24 protein-coding genes are annotated in these 23209 nt (G+C 58.2%); 8 read left to right on the top strand and 16 right to left on the bottom strand.

All coding sequences use genetic code 11. The features are described from left to right. The first annotated feature begins 11 nt into the window (after nt 1–11). Complete coding sequence (locus tag AC812_RS01710; protein WP_061913120.1) at nt 12–839, top strand: NAD+ synthase; 828 nt, start codon at nt 12–14, stop codon at nt 837–839. On the opposite strand, the gene AC812_RS01715 is transcribed toward AC812_RS01710, so the two are convergent. After that, the gene (locus tag AC812_RS01715; RefSeq protein ID WP_061913121.1) at nt 836–2740 is read right to left on the bottom strand and encodes an ABC-F family ATP-binding cassette domain-containing protein; all 1905 of its coding nucleotides are present in this window, start codon (nt 2738–2740) and stop codon (nt 836–838) included. The genes AC812_RS01710 and AC812_RS01715 overlap by 4 nt on opposite strands. Before the next feature lie 193 nt (nt 2741–2933). On the opposite strand from AC812_RS01715, the gene AC812_RS01720 reads away from it, so the two are divergent. Next, a complete protein-coding gene (locus AC812_RS01720) occupies nt 2934–3743 on the top strand; it encodes an EFR1 family ferrodoxin (RefSeq protein WP_061913122.1) in 810 nt (269 codons plus the stop codon). Between the two features lie 147 nt (nt 3744–3890). Here AC812_RS01720 and AC812_RS01725 read toward each other — a convergent pair whose 3' ends face one another. The 4 genes from AC812_RS01725 to AC812_RS01740 all read right to left on the bottom strand — a co-directional run bounded on the left by AC812_RS01725 (nt 3891) and on the right by AC812_RS01740 (nt 7332). Continuing rightward, entirely contained in the window at nt 3891–4061 is a 171-nt protein-coding gene (locus AC812_RS01725) for a DUF362 domain-containing protein (RefSeq protein WP_061913123.1), read from the bottom strand. 151 nt (nt 4062–4212) lie between these two features. Continuing rightward, a complete protein-coding gene (locus tag AC812_RS01730; RefSeq protein WP_061913124.1) occupies nt 4213–5901 on the bottom strand; it encodes a glycosyltransferase in 1689 nt (562 codons plus the stop codon). Nucleotides 5902–5913: 12 nt separating this feature from the next. Beyond that, nucleotides 5914–6558 (bottom strand): DedA family protein, encoded by a 645-nt coding sequence (locus AC812_RS01735; protein ID WP_061913125.1) that lies wholly within the window; start codon nt 6556–6558, stop codon nt 5914–5916. Between the two features lie 282 nt (nt 6559–6840). Then, entirely contained in the window at nt 6841–7332 is a 492-nt protein-coding gene (locus AC812_RS01740; RefSeq protein WP_145962465.1) for a hypothetical protein, read from the bottom strand. 184 nt (nt 7333–7516) lie between these two features. Here AC812_RS01740 and AC812_RS01745 point away from each other — a divergent pair, with 184 nt between their 5' ends. Further along, nucleotides 7517–8818, top strand: a complete 1302-nt coding sequence (locus AC812_RS01745) for an NAD(P)/FAD-dependent oxidoreductase (RefSeq protein ID WP_061913127.1) — start codon at nt 7517–7519, stop codon at nt 8816–8818. A gap of 20 nt (nt 8819–8838) precedes the next feature. On the opposite strand, the gene AC812_RS01750 is transcribed toward AC812_RS01745, so the two are convergent. Both AC812_RS01750 and AC812_RS17930 read right to left on the bottom strand, forming a co-directional pair. Then, nucleotides 8839–9744 carry a helix-turn-helix domain-containing protein gene (locus AC812_RS01750; RefSeq protein WP_061913128.1) on the bottom strand — a complete coding sequence of 302 codons (906 nt, stop codon included), beginning with the start codon at nt 9742–9744 and terminating at the stop codon, nt 8839–8841. A gap of 189 nt (nt 9745–9933) precedes the next feature. Continuing rightward, nucleotides 9934–10128, bottom strand: a complete 195-nt coding sequence (locus AC812_RS17930) for a hypothetical protein (RefSeq protein WP_201797684.1) — start codon at nt 10126–10128, stop codon at nt 9934–9936. Between the two features lie 6 nt (nt 10129–10134). Between AC812_RS17930 and AC812_RS17935 the strand changes: the two genes are divergently transcribed. Both AC812_RS17935 and AC812_RS17940 read left to right on the top strand, forming a co-directional pair. Beyond that, complete coding sequence (locus AC812_RS17935; RefSeq protein WP_419714817.1) at nt 10135–10803, top strand: PQQ-dependent sugar dehydrogenase; 669 nt, start codon at nt 10135–10137, stop codon at nt 10801–10803. An 18-nt stretch (nt 10804–10821) separates the two neighbouring features. Further along, nucleotides 10822–11223, top strand: coding sequence for a PQQ-dependent sugar dehydrogenase family protein (locus tag AC812_RS17940; protein WP_061913130.1), 402 nt, complete (start codon nt 10822–10824; stop codon nt 11221–11223). Between the two features lie 11 nt (nt 11224–11234). Here the strand turns inward: AC812_RS17940 and AC812_RS01765 are convergent, their stop codons facing one another. From AC812_RS01765 to AC812_RS01780, 4 genes are read right to left on the bottom strand one after another with little or no spacing between them, the layout of a single operon-like run. Beyond that, the gene (locus tag AC812_RS01765; RefSeq protein WP_061913131.1) at nt 11235–12413 is read right to left on the bottom strand and encodes an HlyD family secretion protein; all 1179 of its coding nucleotides are present in this window, start codon (nt 12411–12413) and stop codon (nt 11235–11237) included. 19 nt (nt 12414–12432) lie between these two features. Further along, complete coding sequence (locus tag AC812_RS01770) at nt 12433–14841, bottom strand: FtsX-like permease family protein (RefSeq protein ID WP_061913132.1); 2409 nt, start codon at nt 14839–14841, stop codon at nt 12433–12435. Then, a complete protein-coding gene (locus AC812_RS17035) occupies nt 14838–15899 on the bottom strand; it encodes an ABC transporter ATP-binding protein (RefSeq protein WP_082148875.1) in 1062 nt (353 codons plus the stop codon). The genes AC812_RS01770 and AC812_RS17035 overlap by 4 nt, the downstream gene beginning before the upstream one ends. Then, nucleotides 15896–16609, bottom strand: coding sequence for an ABC transporter ATP-binding protein (locus AC812_RS01780; protein ID WP_061913133.1), 714 nt, complete (start codon nt 16607–16609; stop codon nt 15896–15898). The genes AC812_RS17035 and AC812_RS01780 overlap by 4 nt, the downstream gene beginning before the upstream one ends. Before the next feature lie 120 nt (nt 16610–16729). On the opposite strand from AC812_RS01780, the gene AC812_RS01785 reads away from it, so the two are divergent. From AC812_RS01785 to AC812_RS01795, 3 genes are all read left to right on the top strand, one after another. After that, nucleotides 16730–17347, top strand: coding sequence for a TetR/AcrR family transcriptional regulator (locus tag AC812_RS01785; protein ID WP_061913134.1), 618 nt, complete (start codon nt 16730–16732; stop codon nt 17345–17347). Between the two features lie 104 nt (nt 17348–17451). Continuing rightward, the gene (locus tag AC812_RS01790) at nt 17452–18666 is read left to right on the top strand and encodes a Tm-1-like ATP-binding domain-containing protein (RefSeq protein WP_061913135.1); all 1215 of its coding nucleotides are present in this window, start codon (nt 17452–17454) and stop codon (nt 18664–18666) included. Between the two features lie 15 nt (nt 18667–18681). Further along, a complete protein-coding gene (locus AC812_RS01795; RefSeq protein ID WP_061913136.1) occupies nt 18682–19512 on the top strand; it encodes a phosphoenolpyruvate hydrolase family protein in 831 nt (276 codons plus the stop codon). A gap of 452 nt (nt 19513–19964) precedes the next feature. Here AC812_RS01795 and AC812_RS01800 read toward each other — a convergent pair whose 3' ends face one another. From AC812_RS01800 to AC812_RS18425, 5 genes are all read right to left on the bottom strand, one after another. Further along, nucleotides 19965–20309, bottom strand: a complete 345-nt coding sequence (locus AC812_RS01800; RefSeq protein ID WP_061913137.1) for a VOC family protein — start codon at nt 20307–20309, stop codon at nt 19965–19967. 23 nt (nt 20310–20332) lie between these two features. Next, the gene (locus AC812_RS01805) at nt 20333–20803 is read right to left on the bottom strand and encodes an AraC family transcriptional regulator (protein ID WP_061913138.1); all 471 of its coding nucleotides are present in this window, start codon (nt 20801–20803) and stop codon (nt 20333–20335) included. Between the two features lie 139 nt (nt 20804–20942). Beyond that, a complete protein-coding gene (locus AC812_RS01810) occupies nt 20943–21581 on the bottom strand; it encodes a dihydrofolate reductase family protein (protein WP_061913139.1) in 639 nt (212 codons plus the stop codon). 132 nt (nt 21582–21713) lie between these two features. Further along, a complete protein-coding gene (locus tag AC812_RS01815; RefSeq protein ID WP_061913140.1) occupies nt 21714–22277 on the bottom strand; it encodes a hypothetical protein in 564 nt (187 codons plus the stop codon). A gap of 107 nt (nt 22278–22384) precedes the next feature. After that, on the bottom strand, nt 22385–23167 hold the full coding sequence (locus AC812_RS18425; protein WP_061913141.1) for a DpnI domain-containing protein: 783 nt from the start codon (nt 23165–23167) through the stop codon (nt 22385–22387). Between the last annotated feature and the right edge of the window lie 42 nt (nt 23168–23209).

Raw genomic sequence — 23209 nt, forward strand, 5'->3', positions numbered from 1 at the left:
AGAGAATGGCCATGAAACCGATTGACCTGACGATTAACACCGACCTTGCCCGGCGTATTTTAACCGGCTTCATCCGCAGTGAAATTACCCGCATGGGCTTTTCGCGCGCTGTGATTGGCCTTTCCGGGGGGATTGATTCGGCGGTTTCCTGTTTTCTGGCAGCCGAGGCGCTTGGCGGGCAGAATGTACTGGCCGTGCGTATGCCCTACCGCACTTCCTCGCCTGATTCGCTGGAAGACGCCCAAAAGGTGATTGATGCCACCGGCGTGCAATCGCTCACGGTGGAAATTACCCCAATGGTCGAACCGCTTTTCCAGCGCTTTCCCGATATGGATAATATGCGCCGCGGCAACATCATGGCGCGCCAGCGCATGATTATTCTCTACGACCAATCGGCGGCTTTTGGCGGTCTGGTGGTGGGCACCGGCAACAAGACCGAGATTTTGCTGGGATACACCACCCTGTACGGCGACTCGGCCTGCGCCCTCAACCCGATTGGCGACCTGTATAAAACCCAGCTGCGCCAGTTAGCCGAGGCCCTGGGCGTGCCGGAGTCCATCCGCCGCAAAGCCCCCTCGGCAGACCTGTGGGCGGGGCAGACGGACGAGGGCGAACTGGGCTACACCTACGCCGAAGTGGATCAGCTGCTCTACCTGCTGGTGGATCAACGCTATACGCCTCAGGAATGTATCGAAGCGGGTTTCGATGCTTCCTTTGTCCATAAGGTGGTGGATCGGATGCGCCGTAATCAATTCAAGCGCATTTTGCCGCCGATTGCCAAACTCAGCAACCGAACCATCGGATACGATTTTCTCTACCTGCGCGATTGGGGTACTTAATAAACCGTCTGGTGAAGTTCTGTCCAGCGTTCCAGGCGCTCATCCAGTTTGCGCTGCACCTGCTGATATTCTTCCCCTAAACGGCTGACTTCCAGCGGATCAGCCGGCGGGTTTTCTAAACGGCGGCTGATGTCCTCCAGCCGTTTTTCCAACTCGCTGATTTCGGCTTCCAAAGCATCTATGACCGCCTGCCGGCGCTGCTGCTGATTGCGGGACGGCTCGTTGCGGGCGGTCTGCCGCTCGGCTGCAGTGGCCTTTTCCTGACTGCGCCGGGCGGCTTCGGCAGCCGCCTGCGCCGCCACCCATTCCTTGTACTGGCTGTAACTGCCCTCGAAGACGCGCAGGGCGCGTTCCTGGGGCAGCACTTCCCAGATTTGAGTGGCGAGGGCGTCTATCAGATAGCGGTCGTGAGAAACCAGCAGAATGGTGCCGTTGTAATCGGCCAGCAGGGATTGGAGGGCTTCCTGGGAAGGCAGATCAAGGTGATTGGTCGGCTCGTCCAGCAGGAGCAGGTTGGCGCCCTGCAGAGCCAGCCGCGCCAGCGCCAGACGGCCGCGCTCGCCGCCGGAGAGCATTGCCACTGTCTTAAAGACATCATCGCCGGTGAAGAGAAAGCGCGCCAGATAGTCGCGAATCTGAGCCGGCAGCCAGTCCGGGACGATTTCGGCAATCGAATCCATCAGGGTATGTTCGGGATTCAGGCCTTCGTGCGCCTGCGCAAAATAACCGATCTTCAAGCTGGCGCCCAGCAACACCTCACCGCTGAACGGCGGGACTTGTTCCAGCAGGGTTTTGAGGAAGGTGGTTTTTCCGGCCCCGTTCGGGCCGATGATGGCAGCGCACTCCCCCCGCCGCAAGATCAAATCGGGAGCGTAAAAGAGCGGTCGGCCCTCATCCTGATAACCGACTGCCAGCCCCCGCGTGCGGATGACCAGATCGCCCGAGCGGTTTGCGGCCTGCATCTGAAATTGCAGCCGGCGTGGCTGGCGGGGCGGGGCAAGCCGGGCTTCTTCCAGCAGCCTTTCCAGCCGTTTGCGCCGTCCCTGCGCCTGACGGGTGTTCTGACCGGCGATGTTGCGGCGGATGTAATCCAGTTCTTTCTCGATGAATTCCTGTTGTGCCTGATATTCCTCCAACCGGCGCTGATAACGTTCCTCGCGCTGCACCAGATACGCCGAATAGTTGCCGGGGTAAATTTCCAGTGCGGGAGTCATCTCCCAAATGGTGTTGACCACCTGATCGAGAAAATAGCGGTCGTGCGAGACGATGACGACACCGCCTTCCCATTCACGCAGGTAGGTTTCCAGCCATTCGATGGCTTGAATATCCAGATGATTGGTCGGTTCGTCCAGCAGGAGCAGGTCGGGGTTTTCCAGCAGCAGTTTGGCCAGCACGGCGCGGGTGCGCTGTCCGCCGGAGAGGTGCGCCAGAGGACGGTTGAAATCACTGCGCCGAAATCCCAAACCGCTCAGAACCTGGGCGGTGCGGGTTTCAAAGGTGTACCCGCCCAGCTGCTCAAACTCGGCTTGCAGTTTCCCGTAGGCTTCCATGGCCGATTCGGCCTGAGATGGGTCGGCCATGGCGGTTTCCAGTTCGGCCAGTTCTGCCTGCCGTTTCAGCAAGTCGTCAAACACCGTCAGGCATTCCTGCCAGAGGGTGCGCTGCGAATCGAGGCGGGCTTCCTGCGGCAGGTAGCCAATGCGCAGCCCGCGCGCCCGTTGGACACTGCCGGCGGAGGGTTCTTCCAATCCCAGCAGGATGCGCAGCAGGGTGGTCTTGCCGACGCCGTTGGCGCCGACCAGCCCGATGCGGGCGCGGGGTGGTATGGCAAATGACAGGTCGCTGAATAAATCCAGGGCGCCGTAGGATTTGCCTAAGCCAGAAACGGTAATCAGACTCATGCCGAGAAACAGTATACCGCAGTTTGCCAGAGTGTACAGCGGTGGAGTTGTTTGGAATGATTGTTGATATTAGCAGTAAAGGTTGTTAAAATAAATTAGCGAAACATGTTTAGACAAGAATGCGAGCATTGCATCGGTAAGGTCCTCTGTTTGTTCTCCCCCCTCTCAATGCCGGAAAGTCTGGTCAAACCAAATGAACATAACCCTGATTTACTTCTCTCAGACGGGTAACACCCGTCGGATTGCGAATGCCATGGCGGAGGTGTTTTGTGAATCGGGTTACCCCGCTCGCACCCTCTCCCTCAAAAGAGCATCCCCCAGGGACGCCGTCGAGACAGATGTGATTGGGATTGGCAGCCCCTGTTTTTCCAGTCAGGCGCCGACGCCGATAAAAAATTTTTTACACAGCCTGCCGCCCATACCTGGAAAACCCGCCTTTGTTTTTGCAACCTCCGGTACGGCGCCGGGGCGGGTATTGTATGATCTGTCTTCAATCTTACGTGAAAAAGGTGCCAGCGTGCTGGGCGGTTTTCTAGCCCGCGGCACGGTCCGTCACCCCGCACCCTGTCTTTATGGGAGACTACCCGACCGTCCGAATGCGGAAGACCTGGCTGAGGCGCGCCGGTTTGCCCGCGAGATTGCCGAGAGTCTTGCGAACGGCCGCACCGAGCCGGTTGCCACCAGCCGGCCGGACACCTTCCGCTTGCACGGGGGTTTCTATGATTTCGTGGCTCTTATCAGCACAGATTCCGCCCTTCGGTTGCTGATGCCAAAACCAAAACTCAATCCAGCTCAATGCAACCGCTGCCGTTGGTGCGAATTTGAATGCCCGGTCCACAACATTGAACTTAAACCCTTTCCGGTGATTGCCGGTGAGTGTATTCGCTGCTACCGGTGTGTCAATGGCTGTCCGCAAAAGGCTTACACGGTGGATTGGCGCATCGGCAACCTGATTGTTTATGCTTTGTATAACAAAACCTTCACGCGCTGGTTTGGAACCTGAACGGTGCGCTGAAAAGTCAGCGTGACCGTTAGCCTCTGGCCATTGGTTGGGTTGACCCTTTCAGTTGGGTGTCCTTCGGTGGGTTTAAAAAATCAGAGCGGTCATTCCGCCGCTCTGATTTCTCAAGAAGGAGAGACCAGTAAAAGTTCAGGCAGGCTGGGCAGCGCCGGTCGGGCAAACATCGGCGCATGCGCCGCAGTCCTGGCATTTGGAGGCATCAATCACATACAGGCCGTCCACCTCAGAAATTGCGCCTTCCGGGCATTCGGCTTCGCAGGCGCCGCACTGAATGCAATCATCGGTAATCACATACGCCATGGCTGCTTTCCTTTCTTTTGTTTGTGAAATCATGTACTTTCAGCGGTAAGCATAACATATCCGCTCAGGTTTGTTAGCGGTCTTTTGTCATTTAATCGGCGTAAAAATGTCATATTTTAACCGCTGCAATCTTCCCGCAGCAGTTCTGCGCTCATTTCGAAATTGGAATGATCTGGACTTCAAATGACTGCCACTTTTCGCGCATCTGTTGAACCCAGTGGTTGATTTCGTCCTCTTCAATTTCAAAGATATCCACCGTTTCCGGCGGGATACCCAATTCATCCAGCCAACCGCGAATGCGCTCGCGGGCGCTGATGGCGTCCGGCTGGTTGGTTGAAGGTGTACCTTCGCTGGAAGGTTGGGTGTCTTCAGCCTTGTGTTTGGGCTTCAGCAGAACAAACTGCACCGACTCGCCTTTTTCCAACAGTGCCTGAATCAATCCGCCGTTGGCGTACAGGCTGTTTTCATCCTCGATTTTTAAGATGATTAATCGGCGCAGGCTTTCCAGTGTGATGGGCGGCAGGCTTTCCGTCCCAACCTGAGCCGAAGCCGTCAGCGGTGCAGATACATACAACAGCGAGAACAGGACGAACACAATCCCGGCCAGCATCAGCAATGGGCGAAATGCCGGACGGTGGGGCCCTGGAACGGCGCCGGGTTGAACTGCGGTCTGCGGCCGAGTCTGCCGGTACAGGTTCTCGTAACGGGTAAGGGTGTTTTCCAGGCGGTGCTGCTCGGCCCGCCGCAGGCTGATCTGTCCCATCTCCGCCCAGCGGGGGCGGTTTTCCAGCAGCCATTTCAACCCTTCGGCGGCCGATTGCGGGTTTTTGGGCTGGAAAAGATAGCCATTTTGCAGGTGAGTGACCAGTTCCGGCAGCGCCGAAGCGTGGGCTGCCAGAACCGGTTTGCCGCACGCCATTGCCTCCAGCGTGGCAATGCTGAAGGATTCGGCATCACCGGGCATGAGGAAAATATCGCTGGCCGAAATCAGGGCGGGCAGGTGCTCGTGAGGAACGTTACCCAACAAATGAACACGATGTTCCAAACCCCGCTTTTGGATCAGTCGCCTGATCTGCGGCAGGCTGGCCCCGCTTCCGGCAATTGCCAGATGAACCTGCTCATCCGGCAGGGTTGCCAGGGCTTCAATTAACACATCCACCCGTTTCTCCACATCCACCCGCCCCACATACAAGCCGATCACCCTGTCTGCCGGTAAACCAAATCCCCTCAGGATTTGTTCTCGATCCACTTTCGAAGGCGGGGTAAATTCACTCAAGCGGATGCCGCAGGAAACCGGTTGAGCCGGGCGGCGGATGCCGTGGGCTGCCAGCATTTGGGCAGAACTGCGCGAGGGAACGCTGACCGCATCGGCGCGGTTGAGGTGCCGGGCGACAAAACGCCAGCCAATGGCTTCTACGCCGCGCTTGAAAGGCAGGGGAAGACGGGCGAAATAGGGTGCGCTGATCTCCGGGCCGGGGTGATGGGTGGCAATCGTCGGTATGCTGCGCTGCCTGGCCTCGCGCACCGCGCTCTGGCAGAAGGGAGAGGGGTCCTGGACGTGCACCACATCCGGATGGATCTGCTCGAACAAACGCTGCAAAAGCCGCCGGTAGCTCACTGCCAGCCGCAGGTCTTTGTGAATAAAGCTCAATTGAACGGCTGGCAGACAGATGACTTTCACATTCCCGTCGGAAATTTGGGTAAAGCGCAAAGCCGTGCCGGGGCGCACCACCCAGACCTGATGCCCGCGGGCAGCCAGCCCGTGTGCCAGATTGGCGGTGAAAATCGCCTGCCCGTTCAACTCCGGTAGATAGGTTGTCGTACACAACACAACGCGCATCTTGCCCTCCCTTCACTGCTCGGCTTTGTCGAGCAGGGTCACAACATCCTTACGGCTGAGCAGATGACGCACGTAAAAAGACGCTGCCAGTAAAAACAGGAGTGTCGCCGCAAAGGCTGCGTAACGCAGGCCTTGCTGGACGCGCAACAGGCTGGAAGCCATGTAATAACCCACGGCTACCATGACGAGGCTGGTCAGCAGATTGGTCACAAGAATAATCGGGAACCATTTGCGCCACGGGACACGCGCCAGTCCAGTGGCAATCAGCACCGGTACGATTAAGCCGTTGGTCAGTTTGGCAAAAATCAGCAATTTGACGGCTTGCTGGTGAATGACCTGCCGGAACAGGTTGAGTTTTTCGGCATCCACCCCAAACCAGCCGCGCCGGCGCAGCAGCCAGTCAATTTTGCCGATGTAACCCAACCCATACCACAGGGCATCGGCAATCAAATTGCCAACCGTGGCGGCTATGAACACCGGCAGCGGATTGAGAAAACCGGCCGAGGACGCCCCGGCAGCCAGTAGAATGGAGATCGGCCCTTCGACCATGACCAGTAAGGTGATGACCACATACAACCACAGGTGAGCAGAACTGGCGCTGCCGCTGCTCAATGCCGCCCAGAAGTTTTGTCCAAAGCCAAGGATTTGCTCAATCACTCGTTCCGTCCTCAATGATGACGCGCTGTTAATCCATTTTGATTAAACCACATCCAGCCGTTCTGACAAGGGGTGAGAAATCGCTTCTTATGGCTTTCTAAAAAACGCCCGTTTGGGGATGAGATTCACTCCATCCCCGGTCATTCGACCTCGAACGAGGCGACTCTTTCCGGTGCGGGGGCTCTGCGGGGGATTGCCGCGCCGCCTGACGGCGGCTCGCAATGAAATGTCCTTTTTTAAATTCACTCTGAACTTGTTTGAGAAGGCCGGCTCAAACCAGCCCTAGTAAATCACGCAATACAGGCGACGGGCAATCACCTTGCCGCTGTCCGCTTCGATCAGAAGGTCGGCCCGGTAGAGAAACGGCTCGGGGATACGTGGTGGAGCGGTGGGGGAGATCGTTTCAGCATCCACCGGCTCAGGTGTGGCAGGGACTGGCTGAAACTGAACGTACCAGTATGTACCTTGTGCGGCAATTTCTCGATTGGCGGGCAAGGCTGGCCCGGGCACGCAACCACCGGCAGCCGGCTCGGCGTTGAAATTTTCGGCAATCTCAGCACCACTCACCTGTTCGATCAGGCTGATTTGCCAGGCGGCGCGGTCACCGGAAGAGGTGTTCGGTCGCAAAGCCTGCCAGGCCAGGTCGCCGGCTTGATTTTCGTCCAATTCCAGGGGTTTGGGGGCACATGCGCCGAGCAGAGCCAGGATCAGCATCCAGAAAAAGCCATTCACCCGCAAGCGGGCGCATTTGTTTAGAGAGGTCGTCTTGTCCATTTACCAGAATTATAATACCGGATTTGTCGGATGGGGGAAAGCGGTGGTTGGATGCGTGAAACAGCCGGAACCGTAAGGGCGGTAGGTGTAATTATGTACAAGGGATTGTATTTCGGATAATAAAGAGTATAATAGTGATAGTTATCACTTTCACAAATCAACGGACTCAAGAAAGGAGTTCCCGATGAAAACCTTTCCATCTTCCTTTCCCCATGTGGTCGTGGTCGGGGCCGGCTTCGGCGGGTTGCGCGCCGCCCGGCGCCTGGCTGGTCTGCCGGTTCGAGTCACCGTGATTGACCGCAACAACTACCACCTTTTTCAGCCCCTGCTCTATCAGGTGGCCTCGGCCGGACTCTCGGCGGGCGATATTGCCTTCCCGGTGCGTTCGGCTCTCCGCCGCCAGAGGAACGCTGGCTTTCTGCTGGCCGAGGTTCAGCAGGTTGATCTGACCAACCGCCGCCTGTTGACCAGCGCAGGTGAGGTTGAGTACGATTTTCTCATCCTTGCGGTGGGCGGGCAGACCCATTTCTTCGGTCAGGAAAGCCTGGCCCGCCATGCTTTTGGGCTGAAAACCCTGGCGGATGCCGACGGCATCCGCAATCATGTGCTGAGCCTGTTTGAACGCGCCAGTCATGAAAGCGATCCTCAGCGCCGCGCGGCGATGCTCACCTTTGTGGTTGCGGGCGGCGGACCAAGCGGCGTGGAAACCGCCGGAGCCCTTGCCGAATTGATCCGCCTGGGGCTGAGCCGTGACTTTCCCAATCTGGATGTGTCCGGGTCGCGGGTTGTGCTGCTGGAAGCCGCCGATCACCTGCTGCCGGCCATGCCGCCCGATTTACAGGCTGCCGCAGAAAAGGTTTTGCGTGCCAAGGGCGTGGAGGTTCGGCTGGGCGCGCGGGTGGATGCCTACGACGGCCAGGTGATTGAGCTGGCAAACGGTGAAAAACTGCCCGCCCGTACGCTGATCTGGGCTGCCGGCATCCGCGCGGTTGAGCTGGTGCAAAACCTGCCGGTCGAACATGGAACGGGCGGGCGGGTGCGGGTGCTGCCTACCCTGCAATTACCCGGTTTCCCGGAGGTGTTTGTGATCGGTGATGCGGCTCTTCTGGAAGACGAACGGGGCAAACCGCTGCCGATGGTTGCGCCGGTAGCCATGCAGCAGGCCGATACCGCCGTGGAAAATTTGGGACGTCTGTTGCGCGGTCAGCCTCTCCAGCCGTTCCATTATCGCGATCCGGGCATGCTGGCGACGATTGGGCGCAATCAGGCCGTGGCGCAAATTGGACGACTGCACCTGCGCGGTTTCATCGCCTGGCTGATGTGGGTGGTAGTGCATGTCTTTCAACTGATTGGCATCCGCAACCGGCTGGTGGTGATGATTAACTGGGTGTGGGACTACTTCCTCTATGAGCGCGCCCTGCGCCTGATTCAATCTCCGCCATCCACCAGCCGGCTCAGCGGGCAGGAAGCCCCTCAGGCGCGCTGATTTTTTGTCGAGCCACAGGTTCAGCCGCCCCGACCGATTAAGTTTTCCCGCAGGCGAATAAGCAGGCTGCGGAGCAAATCCACCTCATCCGTGCTCAAACACTGCCACGGCGCGTAGAAATACTGATCGGTGCGTTCTTCAGCCGCCTGACGGATTTGCCCGCCGAGAGGCGTGAGGAGGTAGCGCTCCTTTTCGGCTTGCAGCCACCCCCGCCGAATCAGATCATCGAGGGCCTGGCGGTACTCCTCGCGGCTGAAACCGCGCCGTTCCAGTTTGACGCACAATTCTTCCAGCGTGTCGGCTTCCGCGCGCCACACCAGGGTGAAGGCTTCCCAGGCCTGTCCGCTGCATTCGAGCGGCCGCCAGGCCGCCAGATGGGCATCATCGCGGTAAGCCGCCAGGTCGCTGAGGTACTGGTCAATGCGGATGAACGGGTGAGCATCTTCGCCGCCATCCAGCCGCCGCGAGAGTTGAATGCACCACTTCTCCGGGGGTGGCGGCGCCTTCAAACAGGCATCCACCAGCCGGTGTAACAAAGCGGCCAGCTGCTCCATTTCGGAGCGGGGCAGCGGCTGTAATCCGCTCATGCATTCATAGGCGGCTTGGATGATTTTTGCGGCTGCCTCACGGCCGGAGGGGGTCAAGCGGTATGCTCCTTCCGCGTTTTCTACCTCCTCCATCAGGCCGAGTCCGGCTGCTTCGCGCAAACGCTGCGAAAACAAGGAGACGGCGGTGTAAGCCCCTCTAAGGTGAATCTTTTCGGCCGTCACCGGTTCGGGATCGAACGAGAACGCCGGGAACAAAACGGCGGTGCAGCCTGCCGGCAAATTGAGTTGTGTAATGATTTGCCCCATCGCCGGTCTGTAGTGACCGGCGAGGGCTTGCAGGGCCCCCAGCGCAACCGGCCACATTTCGGTTTGGTTCATTTTTCCCCTCCCACTATTGTGCTTTCTTCCACCATTTGTAGTATAGAGAAGTTTGGAGCAGTCTGTCAATTCACCACCTTCTTCTCCGTTCAAAGTACAGCGGGCTTTTCTCACTCTGTTAAAAGCAGATGGATAGGGGGTTGCGCGGGGCGGATTTCCTCCTTGACCTCCCCGATTAAAGGTAGTATTTTATGAAGTATGAGAAAAATCATCCAATTTGTCATCGGCTTGCTGGCGCTCGTGTCGTTTTCCGCCGGCGTGGTTGCACCGGCGCTCGCCGAGGGCGGTGGGACGACGCTCTACCTGCCGCTCATCTCCAAGGGACCGCCGCTGCCGCCGGCGGACGAAGCCGCCGCCCGCATTCAAGTCCCGCCGGGTTTTCACATCCGCATCTATGCCGAGAACCTCGCCAGCCGGCCGCGCTTTATGGCCATTGGCCCGGACGGCCACCTTTACCTGAGCCTGATGAACGCCGGGCAGGTGGTGCGCCTGCCCGACCGCAACCGCGACGGGCTGGCTGACGGCACGGAAGTCATTGCCAGCGGTCTGAATTTGCCGCACGGATTGGCGTTCTACAACGGTTATTTGTACGTTGCCGAAGGCGATAAAGTTGAACGGCTGGCCGGCCCCCAGCCGGACGGCTCGTTCGGCGCGCCTGAGCGGGTCACCGACAACATCCCCGGGCCGAGCGGCCACAGTAGCCGCACGGTCATTTTCGGCAGCGACGGCAAGATGTACGTCAGCGCCGGTTCATCCTGCAACGTGTGTGAAGAAAGCGACCCGCGCCGCGCGGCAGTCCTGCGCTTCAACCCGGATGGCAGCATCCCACCCGATAACCCGTTTGCCAATGACCCCGACACCCGCAGACGTCCGCTGTGGGCGTGGGGACTGCGCAACAGCGTTGGGCTGGTGGTTGCGCCGAACGGCGGGCTGTGGGCCAATCACAACGGCAGCGACGGCTTGGGCGATGACCTGCCACCGGAAGAAATCGTCATCGAGGTGCAGGGCGGAAAGCACTACGGCTGGCCGTACTGCTACACGCCCGGTGTGGGCGTGTAGCAGTACGGCACGCAGGAAGTGCGCGATACGCGAATTGACCTGCCCGCCGGTTTTAGCTGCGCGCAGGCTGTGCCGGCTCTTTTCACTGCCCCGGCACACTCCGCCCCGTTGGGCATGACGCTGGGCAGAACCGGCAACTTTCCGCCCGACTACGCGGATGACCTGTTCGTTGCCTACCACGGCTCGTGGAACACCACCGCCGCCAACATCCGCGATTGCAAGGTGGAGCGGGTGCTGCTGGAGAACGGCAAACCGGTCGGCAGCCAGACTTTTGCCACTGGCTGGCGCGCACCGGGCAAACCCTGCGGGGATGCTGCCACGTGGGGCCGCCCGGCGGATGTGGTCTTCAATACCTACGGCGAGATGTTCATCTCGGATGATAAGGGCAACCGCGTCTACCGGGTAATTTACGCCCCGTAGCCAGCCGGTTTTCAGCGTTCCTCGGCAAAGCGCACGTCCACGGTCATACCCCAGCGCAGGCGCGGGTCGCTTTCCAGCAGGCGCAGGCGGACGCGGTAGACCACATCCCCGCCACGGGTTTGCGGGTAATCGGCAATGCGCTCGATTTTGGCGCGCAGGTGCACCTCCGGCAGGGCATCCGGCGTGATTTCGGCTTCTTCATCGCTGCGGATGCGCACCACGTCCTTCTCGCTCAGGTCGGTGGTTTCGGCGTACCACTCCGAAAGATCAGCCAGCACCAGCACGGTTTGAGCAGGCGCAACGCTCTCGCCGGGCGAGTAACGCACCTCCACCACCGTTCCGTCGAAGGGGGCGCGCAGTTCCAGCCGGCGGAGGGCTTCCTCGGCAGCGGCAACGGCCGCCTGAGCCGCCTCTACCCTTGCCTGCGCCAGGGCCAGTTCATCCGGGTCGGGTTTCAACTCTTGACGGGCTTCGTAGGTTCGGCGGGCGTCCTCCAACCGCTGGTTGGCCAGATCCCAGCGGGCGCGCGCCAGTTCGACCTCATTCGTCAGCAAACCCAGTTCGCGGCTGGCGTCGTTGTAGCGCAGGCGGGCCTGCTCCACATCGTCCTCGGCGCGCTTGCGGGTGGGGTTGTCGGCGGCCAGGTTGGTGTAGCGGCCGAGGGTTTCCTCGCGGTCTTGCAGTTCCTGCTGAAGATCGGCAACTTGCTCACGCAGGTCGTCAATCCGGTCGCGGGTGGCGCGGGTATCCAGCCGGTCAAAAGCCTGCCAGGCCTGCACGGCTTCGCGTTCGGCTTCGAGCATGGCCACCCGCGCCTGTTCGGCGGTCAGGGCAGCTTTTTTGTTGAGGGTATCCAGCGCCTGCTGGGCGGCCAGCAGTTCGGCTTTAGCCTGAGCCAGAGTTGCCTGTGCCTGGGCGCTTTCCGAGAGGCGCGCCAGCACCTGCCCGGCCTGCACCTGCTCACCTTCGCTGACCAGCACCTCCGCCAGCGTTCCGCCGGTGTTGAAGAACAGCATCGCATCATCGCGCGGCACAATCCGCGCCTCGGCGATGATGCCGCCTCGGCTTTCTACCGAGGGGGGCGGCGCGGGGGTGGGGGTGGGCGAAAGCACCGATTGAACGGCGGTACAGCCGCCGGTCAGCACCAGCAGCACAATCATTCCAAAAATCAGGCCTGTTTTGGATTTCATGGTCATCCTCCCAGCAAGGTTATTCATAAGCCAGTACCTCTCGAATGGTCAGGCGGGCGGCGGTGCGGGCCGGCAGCACACTCGCCAGGGTCGAAAGCACCAGCACAATTCCCAACCAGACCAGCAAGCTCCACGGCGCAAAGTTAAGCGGGGCCTGTGCGCCGAACAGAGCGTAGTTAATTGTGTTCGCCAGCAGGCGGCTGATCGGCAGGGCGGCCAGCGCACTCAATACCCACGAAATCAGTCCAATCAGCATGCCTTCCACCAGCACAATGTTCATGATCTGCCGGTCACCTGCACCGATGGCGCGCATGACGCCGATTTCGCGGGTGCGTTCCAGCACATTCATGCTCATGGTGCCCATCAGCCCAATTGCGCCGACCGCGGCAATCAGGCCGGAGAGCAACAGCAGCACGGTGGTCAGCAGATCCAGGCCGTTGGCGGAGATTTCCTTCAGGCGCAGGCCGGCGGTGATTTCTTCGACCCGGTATCCCCGCCGTTCCAGTTCCTGCTCCACCAGCCGGCCGAATGCCTTTTGTTCCTCCAGGGTGAGGTTGTCCCGCTCGGCCAGCACGCGGAAGTTGGTGGTGCGGTTGCTCTGCCCCAGTTCGGCCTGAATCACCTCGCCGTTGGCGTAAGCCAGCAAACCGGCGCTGCGTCCCACCAGTTGAAAGATGCCGGTCACCACCCAGTCCCGCTCGCGCCCGTTAAGGCGCAGGCGAATGGTATCGCCCGGTTTCAAACCGGGGTACACATCCAGAAAACGCTCGCTGACGGCAAGGGCATGGTGATCGCCCGGTTCAATCCAGCGTCCGCTGATCAAAATCGGTTCAACCATCCGGCTACCAGCCGGCGGGGCGATGATCGAGAAGCTTTCGCCGCTGCCATCCGCCAGCACCAGCTCCCCGCGGGCTCCGCTCCAGCCCTCCACCAATCGAACGCCCGGCAGGCCCAGCAGGTCGGCTTCTACCTGACTGAGGCGGTAAGGCTGCTGAAAGGTAATGCTGATGTCGGCCAGAAAATAATACCGCAGGCGGTCAATGTAGGATTGCAGGGAAATGCGCGTGTTCAACGTGCCGATGAAAATTGCCCCGCCAAGCGTCAGCGTGATCAATGTCAGAATCAACCGGCTGCGGCGGCGGAAGGTGTTACGCAGTGAAATGAGCAGCGGGCGCGAGAGGCCGCGCACCCGCCGCAGCGCCCGTAGAAGGCGTCCCTCGCGCAGGGCGGCTTGCAGCGGCGAGATGCCGCTGAGTGCCTGCTGAACCGGGATGCGCACTGCCCGTTGAATGGGCAGCCAGCCCGCCCCGGCCGGCACAACCAGCGCCAGTGCCGCCATCAGCGCCACTGTTTCGGGCAGCAGGTGGGGTTGACTGGCGGGGATGTTGATGCCGGTCTGCATCATCCCCAGCAAGACGCCGGTCATCCAGCGTACCGGGTAAAGCGAAAGGAGCAGCGCAATCAGACCGTACAGTTCGATCAGCACCAGATACAGGCGGGCAATCTGTCCGCCGGTTGCCCCCACCGACTTCATCACCCCAATCTGCTGCACCTGTTGGGCCAGCAGGGCTTGCAGGGTGTTGGTGATGAGGAAACCGCTCAGAAAAACCACCAGCAGTCCCAGCAGGACGAGAATGCTCGCCAGGGCATCCGTGTAGGTGCTGTTGGGGTGATCGTGCCGGCCGTTGACAGCGTAACTGTACACGATGTGGCCGTTCTTTTCGAGTATATCGGCGGCAGCCCGTCCCAGGGCGCGCAGGTGATCGTAGTCATCGGCATTCTGACTGGCGGTCAGATACACCAGATTGATGGATTGAGGCTGTTCCAGCCATTCCAGCGAGTCCCAGGTGGTAAACGCCTGGGCCGGGGCGAGGAAGAAACCGCCGTCGGCCCGCGATGCGCCGATGGTCTGATCCTGCACCACGGCGCGCACTGGCACACGCTCCACCCGCCCGGAGGGCAACTGCACTTCGAGGGTGTGATCCGGGTAGAGGGTCAGTTCGGGCAGTTTGAACTGATCCACCGCAAAGGTGCGCTCGGCAGGTGGAAAATCACCCGCCAGCACCAACACTTGATTGATCCGTTTTTCGGCGTAGTCCGGCGGGGCAATCACATTCAGGCGCACCCAGTCACCCTCGTTGTTGCGTACCCGCAGGTTGAAGGTGCGCACACCCTCGGCTTCAGCGACGCCTTCCATGTGGCGCAGCGGGAAGAGATCCTCTTCCGTCAGCGGCGAAGTGATCAGCATGACGTTGGCGGGGTTGACCGAGGCATAGGTCTCGCGCATCAGATAGGCCGATTGCAGGCGGGTATTGGTGATGCTGCCCACCGCCAGCAGCCCGACCGCAATCGAAAGGATGACCAGCAGCGAGCGGGTGGGGTTGCCGAGAAAATCAGCAAGGATTTTTCTCCAGCGGGGCGGCATCATCGTTTGAATCCTCCACCGGGGTGGTGCTTTAGGAAGACCTGCTTCAACCCGCTGGATTGCAGCCAGTCCCGCCAGCCGGCCGGTTCGATCACCAGCGCTTCGCCGCCTTCGATGGCGCGCAGGCTGGCAGCCGGGGAGATTTCAGCCAGCGTTTCGGCGCTCCAAAACATACCGGGGTGGTATTCGGCGGCCGGCTTTTCGGCTTCCGCTTCGGTTGGAAAGAGACCCACCCGTCCGCTGACCAGCACCCACAGACCGACGGCTTCGCCCGGGCGGGCAAGGATTTGGCCGGCTTCAAATCGGCGCGGGCTGGCCAGGTGAGTCAGTTGCAGCAATTGGGGGTGGGTCAGCCAGTTCAGCGCGGCTGCCAGATGCGGATGGATGATTTCCCCATCCGAGAGCAGAATCGTGCGGTGGGTGCGCGCCATCAGGGCTGGGTCGTGGGTGACGATGATGACGGTCTTGCCCTGCGCCACCAGGCCGTCGAACAGGTTGAGTACATCTGCAGCGGTACGTTCGTCCAGATTGCCGGTCGGCTCATCGGCAACGATGAGCGGCGGATCGTTGGCAAGGGCGCGGGCAATGGCGGCGGCCTGCTGCTGCCCGCCCGAAACCGCCCCGGGCAATTTGTCCATCACATCCGCCAGGCCGACCTGTTCCAGCAGGCTGCGGGCGCGCACCTCGCGTTCGGCGGGGGTGTAGCAGTTGCACAAATCCATCGGTAAAAGGGTGTTTTCCAGCAGCGAGAGCATCGGCAGCAGCTGGAAGAACTGAAAGACAATCCCAATCGTCACCCCGCGCCAGGCAGCCAGTTGATTTTCGGTGAGGGTGTGGGGCTGAACACCGGCGACTTCTACCAGCCCGCGGGTGGGGTGGTCAATCCCGGTGATCATGTTCAGCAGGGTGGATTTGCCGCTGCCGGACTTTCCGACAATGCTGACATATTCCCCCTGCTGAATGGAAAGGGAAATGCCCTTCAACACCTCAACCTGACCGCCGGGCGCAGGAAAGGCCTTGACCACGTCCTGAAGGCGCAGGTAGCCATTTGTCCGGCTCATGCTGTAACCTCCGCCGGTAATTGGGCCTGACACTCGTGCAGGCGGCCATCCTCCAACCGCAGGCAGCGGGTTGCCCGCTCCATCAGGCTGGTATCGTGGGTGACCATCAGAACGGCTTTTCCCTCTTCGGCAAGGCGGATGAAAATCTGGATGATTGTTTCGGCGGTGACCGAATCCAGCCGGCCGGTTGGTTCGTCGGCCACAATCAGGGGCGGGTCGTTAGCCAGGGCGCGGGCAATTGCCACGCGCTGCTGCTGCCCGCCAGAGATGGCTGCCGGGCGTTTGTAAGCGTGATCCTTCAGCTCAACCGAGTCGAGCAATTGCAGGGCGCGCTGCGGACTGCGCAGAGGATGAAACTGCCTGCAAAAGTCCATCGGCAGCATGACATTGTCCAGCAGACTCAGGTTGGGCAACAGGTAAAACGACTGGTAGATGATGCCAATCTTTTGACCGCGAAAGCGCGCCCGCCGGCTTTCGTTCAAGCGGTGCAGGCTGACGCCATCGCACAGCACCTCCCCGCCGCTCAGGGTGTCTATGCCGGCGATCATGTTGACCAGGGTGGTCTTGCCCGCCCCGGATTTACCGTAAATCAGCACGAACTCGCCGGGGAAGACCTGCAGGTTGATCCCTTTCAACACCGCCTGCCCGCCGCTTGGGGAGGGGTAGGTTTTCTGCACATCCACCAGTTTCAAAATGGGGCTGGCGCTCATTCCAAACAACCTGTATAATAATAGACAGACTGTTTATGATTATAAATCAGCAAGGACGGCTGTCAAGAAGCAATTCTCGGAGGCTGTTCAGAATTGAACAGCAATTCAGGTTAGGATAACATGAGCACACCTGCCCAACGACCTGACCGGCGGGTCAGCCGGACGCGGCGGCTGCTGCGCGAAGCGCTGACCAGCTTGATTCTCGAAAAAGGCTACGATGCGGTGACGATAGAGGACATCACCCGCCGTGCCGATCTCGGCCGAACCACCTTTTACCTGCACTACCGCGACAAGGAACACCTCTTTCTGGAAAGCATCGAACAGAGCGCCGATGAACTGGCCCGTCAGATTGTGCAGATACCGGCGGAAACGTTGTTCAACGAAAACGGCGAAGGCGCCGGTCTGCCGATTGCGCTGGTCTTTGAACACGCTGCCCAAAATGCGGATCTGTACCGTGCCATGCTGCGCAGCGAGGGTTCGATTAAAGCCACCAGCCGCCTGCGGGAATTAACCATCCAGTACGCGCTGGAGTTCACCCGCCGCTGGTGGGAGCGGCGCGGGTTGACCAGCGAGCCGCACATACCGCTGGAAGTGATTGCCCAGTTTTTCGCCGCCAGCCTGCTGGGTACGCTGGTGTGGTGGTTGGAAGCGGGCATGCCCTACCCGCCCCGCCAGATGGCGGCCTTCTTCCGCCGGCTGGTGCTGGATGGACTGCGCAGCGTCACCGAATCTCATTAATAACAAGTTGCTTTGATCATAATTGTCTTTCATGCCCGAATCTTCTACAATAGAAACGGTTCTTTCTTCTCCCCATTTCCCAAAATCTTCCAAAGGAGGTCAATATGCCAAAAACCGTTGTGCTGGTTGGGGCGCTGGATACGAAAGGCAAGGAATTTGCCTTCGTGCGCGATTTAATTGCCGCGCAGGGACTGCAAACGCTGGTGGTGGATTTTGGCGTGATCGGCGAACCGGCCTTTGCGCCGGATATTCCGCGCAGTGAAGTGGCGGCAGCCGGGGGCGGCGATCTGGCGGTGCTGGCGGACGGCAAGCACAAAGACGAGGCCATGCGCGTCATGGCAGCCGGGCTGGCGAAGGTGGTGCGCAAACTCTACGACGAAGGCAAACTGGACGGCATTCTCGGCATGGGCGGTTCGGGCGGCACTTCGATTGCCACGGCAGCGATGCGCACGCTGCCGGTGGGTGTGCCAAAGGTGATGGTTTCAACCGTCGCCGGCGGGGATGTTTCGGCATATGCCGGCACGAAGGATATCACTTTCATGCCCTCGATTGTGGATGTAGCCGGCATCAACAGCATCAGCCGGGTGATTTACACCAACGCCGCCGGGGCAATCAGCGGCATGGTCAAGATGGAAGCCCCCGCCGCCAAAGCCGACAAACCCCTGATTGTGGCTTCCATGTTCGGCAATACCACCCAGGCGGTAGATCATGCCCGTTCGATACTGGAAAATGCCGGTTATGAGGTGCTGGTCTTTCACGCCACCGGCACCGGCGGACGGACGATGGAAAGCCTGATCAGCGATGGTTATATCACCGCGTGCCTCGACATCACCACCACCGAGCTGGCCGATGAGGTGTGCGGCGGGGTGCTGAGCGCAGGCCCGGAACGCTGCCTGGCGGCAGCCCGCAAGGGCATTCCTACCGTGCTGGTGCCGGGGTGCGTGGACATGGCCAACTTCTGGGGCATCGAAACCGTGCCGGAAAAGTACAAAGGCCGCAAATTGTACCAGTGGAACCCGAATGTGACTCTGCTGCGCACCAATGTGGAAGAAAACATCAAAATTGGCGAGATGCTGGCGCGGGCAGCCAACGAATCCACCGGGCCAGTGGCAGTTCTCATTCCCCTCAAGGGCGTTTCAATGCTCGACAGTCCCGGCGGGGATTTTTGGGACGAAGAAGCCGACCGGGCTTGCTTTGAAACCATTCGCAAAAATCTCAAACCGGGTATCCCGTATATTGAGATAGACGCCAATATCAACGATCCGGAATTTTCCGGCAGGGTTGCCGAAACCCTGTTGGAGATGTTGAAAAAATCTTAAGTCAAGGAGGGAAGCATGGCATTCACCCGTCAGGAAATTTTAAACCGTTTGCAGGCGCAGGTTGCCGCCGGGCGCGCCATTGTCGGCGCGGGAGCCGGCACCGGGATTTCAGCCAAATTTGCCGAAGCCGGTGGGGCCGACATCATCATCATTTACAATTCGGGACGCTACCGCATGGCCGGGCGTGGCTCGCTGGCTGGCCTGCTGCCCTACGGCGACGCCAACCAGATTGTGGTGGAGATGGCCAGCGAAGTGCTGCCGGTGGTCAAGAATACACCGGTGCTGGCCGGGGTGTGCGGCACCGACCCGTTCCGGCTGATGCCGGTCTTTCTCAAGCAGCTGCGCGAAATTGGCTTTTCGGGCGTGCAGAACTTTCCGACCGTCGGGTTGATTGACGGCAACTTCCGCGCTAACCTGGAAGCCACCGGCATGGGCTATGACAAAGAAGTCGAGATGATTCGGCTGGCGCACGAGATGGATTTGTTCACCTCGCCCTACGTGTTCGATGCCGATCAAGCGCGCGAGATGGCACGGGTCGGCGCGGATGTGCTGGTAGCGCATGTCGGGCTGACGACTTCCGGCAGTATTGGCGCCGGGGTGGCGATGACGCTTGACGAAGCGATAGACAAGGTGCTGGAGATTGCCGAAGCCGGCAAGCAGGTGCGCAAGGACATTCTGGTCATCTGCCACGGTGGGCCGTTTGACGAACCCGATCAGGTCGGCAAGGCACTGGCGCGCATGCCGGGCATTGTCGGCTTCTTTGGGGCGTCCAGCATCGAGCGTCTGCCCACCGAACGCGCCATTCGAGCGCAGGTGGAGGCGTTCAAGAATATCCGGCTGGCGTAGATCTCTATCCCGAAGATTAGACTGGCGGGTATTGAGCCCGCCAGTTTTGTTTTTTGATTCCATATCACCGCCCATTTGCTCGCCGCCTTTTAGGAGGCTTTTTCTCACCAGTCAGCCCCATACCTCACCAGGAAATTGGAGTTTCACTATACGCCTGAACACAACTGAAGTCGAAATCTCTGTTCTGACTGAACAATGCTTGGATCGCAGGTTGGGTAGCCAAGCAATGGTAGCAAGCCAAATCGGCGCTTGGGAAGCTGAACGGAACGCCGCCCGGCAACCAATGATTGACGTTTCACCATCCCGAATGCCAGGGATAAACTCAAAAAATTGTACCCGGTGAAAGAAGAACAATGATTGACCCGGCTCCCCGACGTTTGACTCACCTGCGCCGCGAAGCACAGCGAGGCGGTGTCAGGGGAAGCGCATGTTGGGCGGCGTTCTTTCAGGAATTAATCATCTTCAAAGAAAAAGAGCCCGTTTCCATCCATATCAAGCGCGACAAACTCTTTCCTGCCCCAAGACTTTTCTTCTAAAGCCCCGTTTGGATGGATAACCTCTGCTTGCTGGTACTCCTTATACAACACTTCAATATTGTCTACCGCTATCCTGCAAGCAGTGTTTTCGGCGATATTCTTATCCTGACATTCCCATAAATGAATTTCCACCGAGTCACGCTTCACGGCAGCATAATCGCCATAGTTGAAAAGCTCCACAAAGCCAAATTTGCTCTTATAAAATTCGACCGAAGCCTTTACATTAGCAGCAGGGAATTTAGGGACAACATATTTAAACATAGTCTGCTCCTATCTATGAACGCCTACAAAATCGGAACACAAAAGTCCATAGTATGCTCGTAGTAGACCTCATAACTGGGACGTTGCGGGTCTACAATCAGTTGATGTTGTGGCACATACTCCGCAAAGAAACGCCCGATAGTCTCTCCTATCGTATTTGAGTCTTTCTCAAGTGATAGGATTGCATAACGCCCACCTGGTAGTTCTTTTGTTTGGACACCTTCGGTGTCTCGGGAAATGGACTCAGGAAGTTCTAGTGCGCACTCATAACCAACTAATTGAGCGCCGTTGGTGCGTGGGATGCCAATTACCTTTAGGGTTGAAGGGTCGAAGCCGCACCGTTGAGCCCAGTCTTTTATATGTTGAAAACCATCCCGAATTTGTTCGTTATAACTACCCGTCGCTTGTTGTAGTTGGCAAGACACATAGACGATAAAGGCAGGTGTCAAATCTTGTATAGTAACGTGTAATGGTTGTTCAGTAAAAGTGTTCATAAAAAGTCTCCCATGCTGAAATTGTGAACGACAAAGCGTGTTGGTGTGGTGGAACGGATTAAGCCGCCCAACGAGCGGCGCATCACCTGTGGCGAGCCGCGCAGCGGAGCGTCCGCTGCAAACGGTTGTTAGGCCGCCCTCACCGACGCACATAGCGCAAGTGTGTGGCGGCTGGACTATCAAGAACCCTGTCAATGCGAAACTGCGGCAACGGCTCGCGCAGGTTTTCGAAGAGACGCCGCCCGCCACCGAACAACACGGGGGCCAGGGCGATTTCCAGCTCGTCAACGACACCCAGGTTCAGGTACTGCTGGATCACATCCGCTCCACCCGCGATACGAATATCACGACTGCCTGCGGATTCCCGAGCCAACTCTAGGGCACGCTCTGGCCCGTCATTGATGAAATAAAAGGTCGTTCCACCAGGGCGTACCCAGGGATTCCGATTCTCGTGAGTAAGAACGTATACCGGCGTGTGAAACGGAGCCTCCTCTGGCCAACCACGCTCGCCACCGTCGAACATTCGCTTGCCCATGATGTTGGCTCCGATACGCTCCGTGGTGGTGCGAAGCAATTCATTGACTGGGCCGGTCTCTCCACCTGGTCCAAGCTTGAGATTCTCGCGGAAGTACTGTTGATTAAATATCCAGCCCATCAGCGCACCCCACTTGGCGCCCCAGTCCTTGTAGTCTGGGTTGTCCCAGTTCTCCATGGTCATTCCTTCCGGTGCGATGTAGCCATCGAGACTAAGGCTAATGTTGACGAATACTTTGCTCATGATTCTCCCTTCGCGTGTTCGGATGTCAGTCTAACGGCCTGCGCATCACCTGCGGCGAGCCGAGCGCAGCGAGGCGAAGCCGTCAGGTAGATGCGCGTGTTATCCAACCCGTGGTTCTTTGAAATAAGCCTTTCAAACAATCCTTTCCATTTCCATCTGATCTTGACGATCAGGACGAATCCAGAATAAAGCAATGTTGGCTTCTCTACATAATTCAGCCAATATATCTCGTCGAATTCTACCATTCCACTTGCCACTCAGATAGCCACTGCTTTGTGACGTAAATACGAAATCAGCAATAACTTCGGCTCGCCCGTCCTGCAAAATGCCTGAAATTTGTTTCAATGATTCTATGTCTTCCGACAAAACGCTTTTAAAGCGACGCCTATGTTGTTGAGGTGAGTGCCCCCAGCGCTGGAAGGCTTTTATCTGAACAACAAGTACAGGCTGGACACACCCCGGGGTGGTATTGGCTTGGCCTATGACAAGATCAAACTTGCGCTCTCCCCGAGAAACTCCGCAGAGACGGGTTTCGCTGTAAATTTCTGAAAGCGGACATCCATTTTCGAGAAGCCGATAGTAAAGATAAGCCGCTACGTCTGCTTCCAGCAAAGGAAAGAACTTCTTCTGATTGAAAGCATCACACAAGTCTTGTAAAGACCTTTGGAGTAAATCAAAAGCACTCTTAGTATCCAACTCTAATGCTCTCCATTGTTCATGAAAGGGCTGGCTAACGGTTTGCGCTTCACCTGCGCCGTGAAGCGCAGCGGAGCGGCGTCAGGTGGAAGCGCGTGTTAGCCCGCCTATTGCATAGATCGGTAAATTTTACGATATACACCTGGCTTGATAAACTGTATCAAGCCCAAGTCTCTGATAATTTGAAGTTGTTGCCTAATCTTGGCTCGTATGTTTTGGTTAGCGGGATAGGATTTAGCCAATTCTTTCTCATAAGCGTACACTTGTTGAAGTGTGAACTGTTGGGGTAGTGATTCTACTATCCGTAGGACGAGAGCAACCCATCCCCTTTGGTCCAAGGTTAGCGTTGACACAGAATGAGCAGTCTGCCATTGCAACCTGACTATTGTTGGTGGGCTTGCTGAACCATTTTGCACCACATCTACAAATGCAGTACATGGTATAGATTCAAGTGCCAATAAGCACCCTTGCCAACCCGCGCGTCGCGCTTGTGGACCTAAAGGGCGACGAGGAATGATGCTTTGTTCAGTTATCCACGACCGATGAAGTATTCTAACCTGTTGAACAGATAGGTTCTTGAGATCATATTGTAGGAGGATCAGGGAAGGATGCCTTCCATTCTTAATTGCTTGGATTGTGGTATTGTATTCTGCCCCTAGTATCTTCTTCCCAAAAGGTTTTGATTGGCTTTTAAGTTGATAGGTTTCCCCACAAGACTGACACTGAAAATCAGATGTGCGTGAGTTCGCCGGCAAAAGAGACAATGTCCCGCCACAAGAAGGACATTCAAGATTGTCGGATGCCCACGCTTCCGTAAGAATACGCGCTTTCTGCGACGCACTCTTGTAACCTTGTATTTTACTAAGATATCTTGAAAAACCAATATCCATAATAACATCTCAAGAGCAGGCTAACGGTGTTAGCCCGCTTTT

The sequence above is a fragment of the Bellilinea caldifistulae genome (genome assembly GCF_001306055.1).
In the GTDB taxonomy this organism is placed as follows: domain Bacteria; phylum Chloroflexota; class Anaerolineae; order Anaerolineales; family Anaerolineaceae; genus Bellilinea; species Bellilinea caldifistulae.

What these genes read in the sequence shown, in the direction of transcription:
- AC812_RS01795 (WP_061913136.1), top strand. Translation starts at nt 18,682, where the DNA reads ATGGCATTCACCCGTCAGGAAATTTTAAACCGTTTGCAGGCGCAGGTT.
- AC812_RS01810 (WP_061913139.1), bottom strand. Translation starts at nt 21,581, where the DNA reads ATGAGCAAAGTATTCGTCAACATTAGCCTTAGTCTCGATGGCTACATC.
- AC812_RS01765 (WP_061913131.1), bottom strand. Translation starts at nt 12,413, where the DNA reads ATGAAATCCAAAACAGGCCTGATTTTTGGAATGATTGTGCTGCTGGTG.
- AC812_RS01785 (WP_061913134.1), top strand. Translation starts at nt 16,730, where the DNA reads ATGAGCACACCTGCCCAACGACCTGACCGGCGGGTCAGCCGGACGCGG.
- AC812_RS01730 (WP_061913124.1), bottom strand. Translation starts at nt 5,901, where the DNA reads ATGCGCGTTGTGTTGTGTACGACAACCTATCTACCGGAGTTGAACGGG.
- AC812_RS01800 (WP_061913137.1), bottom strand. Translation starts at nt 20,309, where the DNA reads ATGTTTAAATATGTTGTCCCTAAATTCCCTGCTGCTAATGTAAAGGCT.
- AC812_RS01715 (WP_061913121.1), bottom strand. Translation starts at nt 2,740, where the DNA reads ATGAGTCTGATTACCGTTTCTGGCTTAGGCAAATCCTACGGCGCCCTG.
- AC812_RS01770 (WP_061913132.1), bottom strand. Translation starts at nt 14,841, where the DNA reads ATGATGCCGCCCCGCTGGAGAAAAATCCTTGCTGATTTTCTCGGCAAC.
- AC812_RS01805 (WP_061913138.1), bottom strand. Translation starts at nt 20,803, where the DNA reads ATGAACACTTTTACTGAACAACCATTACACGTTACTATACAAGATTTG.
- AC812_RS18425 (WP_061913141.1), bottom strand. Translation starts at nt 23,167, where the DNA reads ATGGATATTGGTTTTTCAAGATATCTTAGTAAAATACAAGGTTACAAG.
- AC812_RS01725 (WP_061913123.1), bottom strand. Translation starts at nt 4,061, where the DNA reads ATGGCGTATGTGATTACCGATGATTGCATTCAGTGCGGCGCCTGCGAA.
- AC812_RS01745 (WP_061913127.1), top strand. Translation starts at nt 7,517, where the DNA reads ATGAAAACCTTTCCATCTTCCTTTCCCCATGTGGTCGTGGTCGGGGCC.
- AC812_RS01720 (WP_061913122.1), top strand. Translation starts at nt 2,934, where the DNA reads ATGAACATAACCCTGATTTACTTCTCTCAGACGGGTAACACCCGTCGG.
- AC812_RS01750 (WP_061913128.1), bottom strand. Translation starts at nt 9,744, where the DNA reads ATGAACCAAACCGAAATGTGGCCGGTTGCGCTGGGGGCCCTGCAAGCC.
- AC812_RS01790 (WP_061913135.1), top strand. Translation starts at nt 17,452, where the DNA reads ATGCCAAAAACCGTTGTGCTGGTTGGGGCGCTGGATACGAAAGGCAAG.
- AC812_RS01710 (WP_061913120.1), top strand. Translation starts at nt 12, where the DNA reads ATGAAACCGATTGACCTGACGATTAACACCGACCTTGCCCGGCGTATT.
- AC812_RS17035 (WP_082148875.1), bottom strand. Translation starts at nt 15,899, where the DNA reads ATGAGCCGGACAAATGGCTACCTGCGCCTTCAGGACGTGGTCAAGGCC.
- AC812_RS01740 (WP_145962465.1), bottom strand. Translation starts at nt 7,332, where the DNA reads ATGGACAAGACGACCTCTCTAAACAAATGCGCCCGCTTGCGGGTGAAT.
- AC812_RS01780 (WP_061913133.1), bottom strand. Translation starts at nt 16,609, where the DNA reads ATGAGCGCCAGCCCCATTTTGAAACTGGTGGATGTGCAGAAAACCTAC.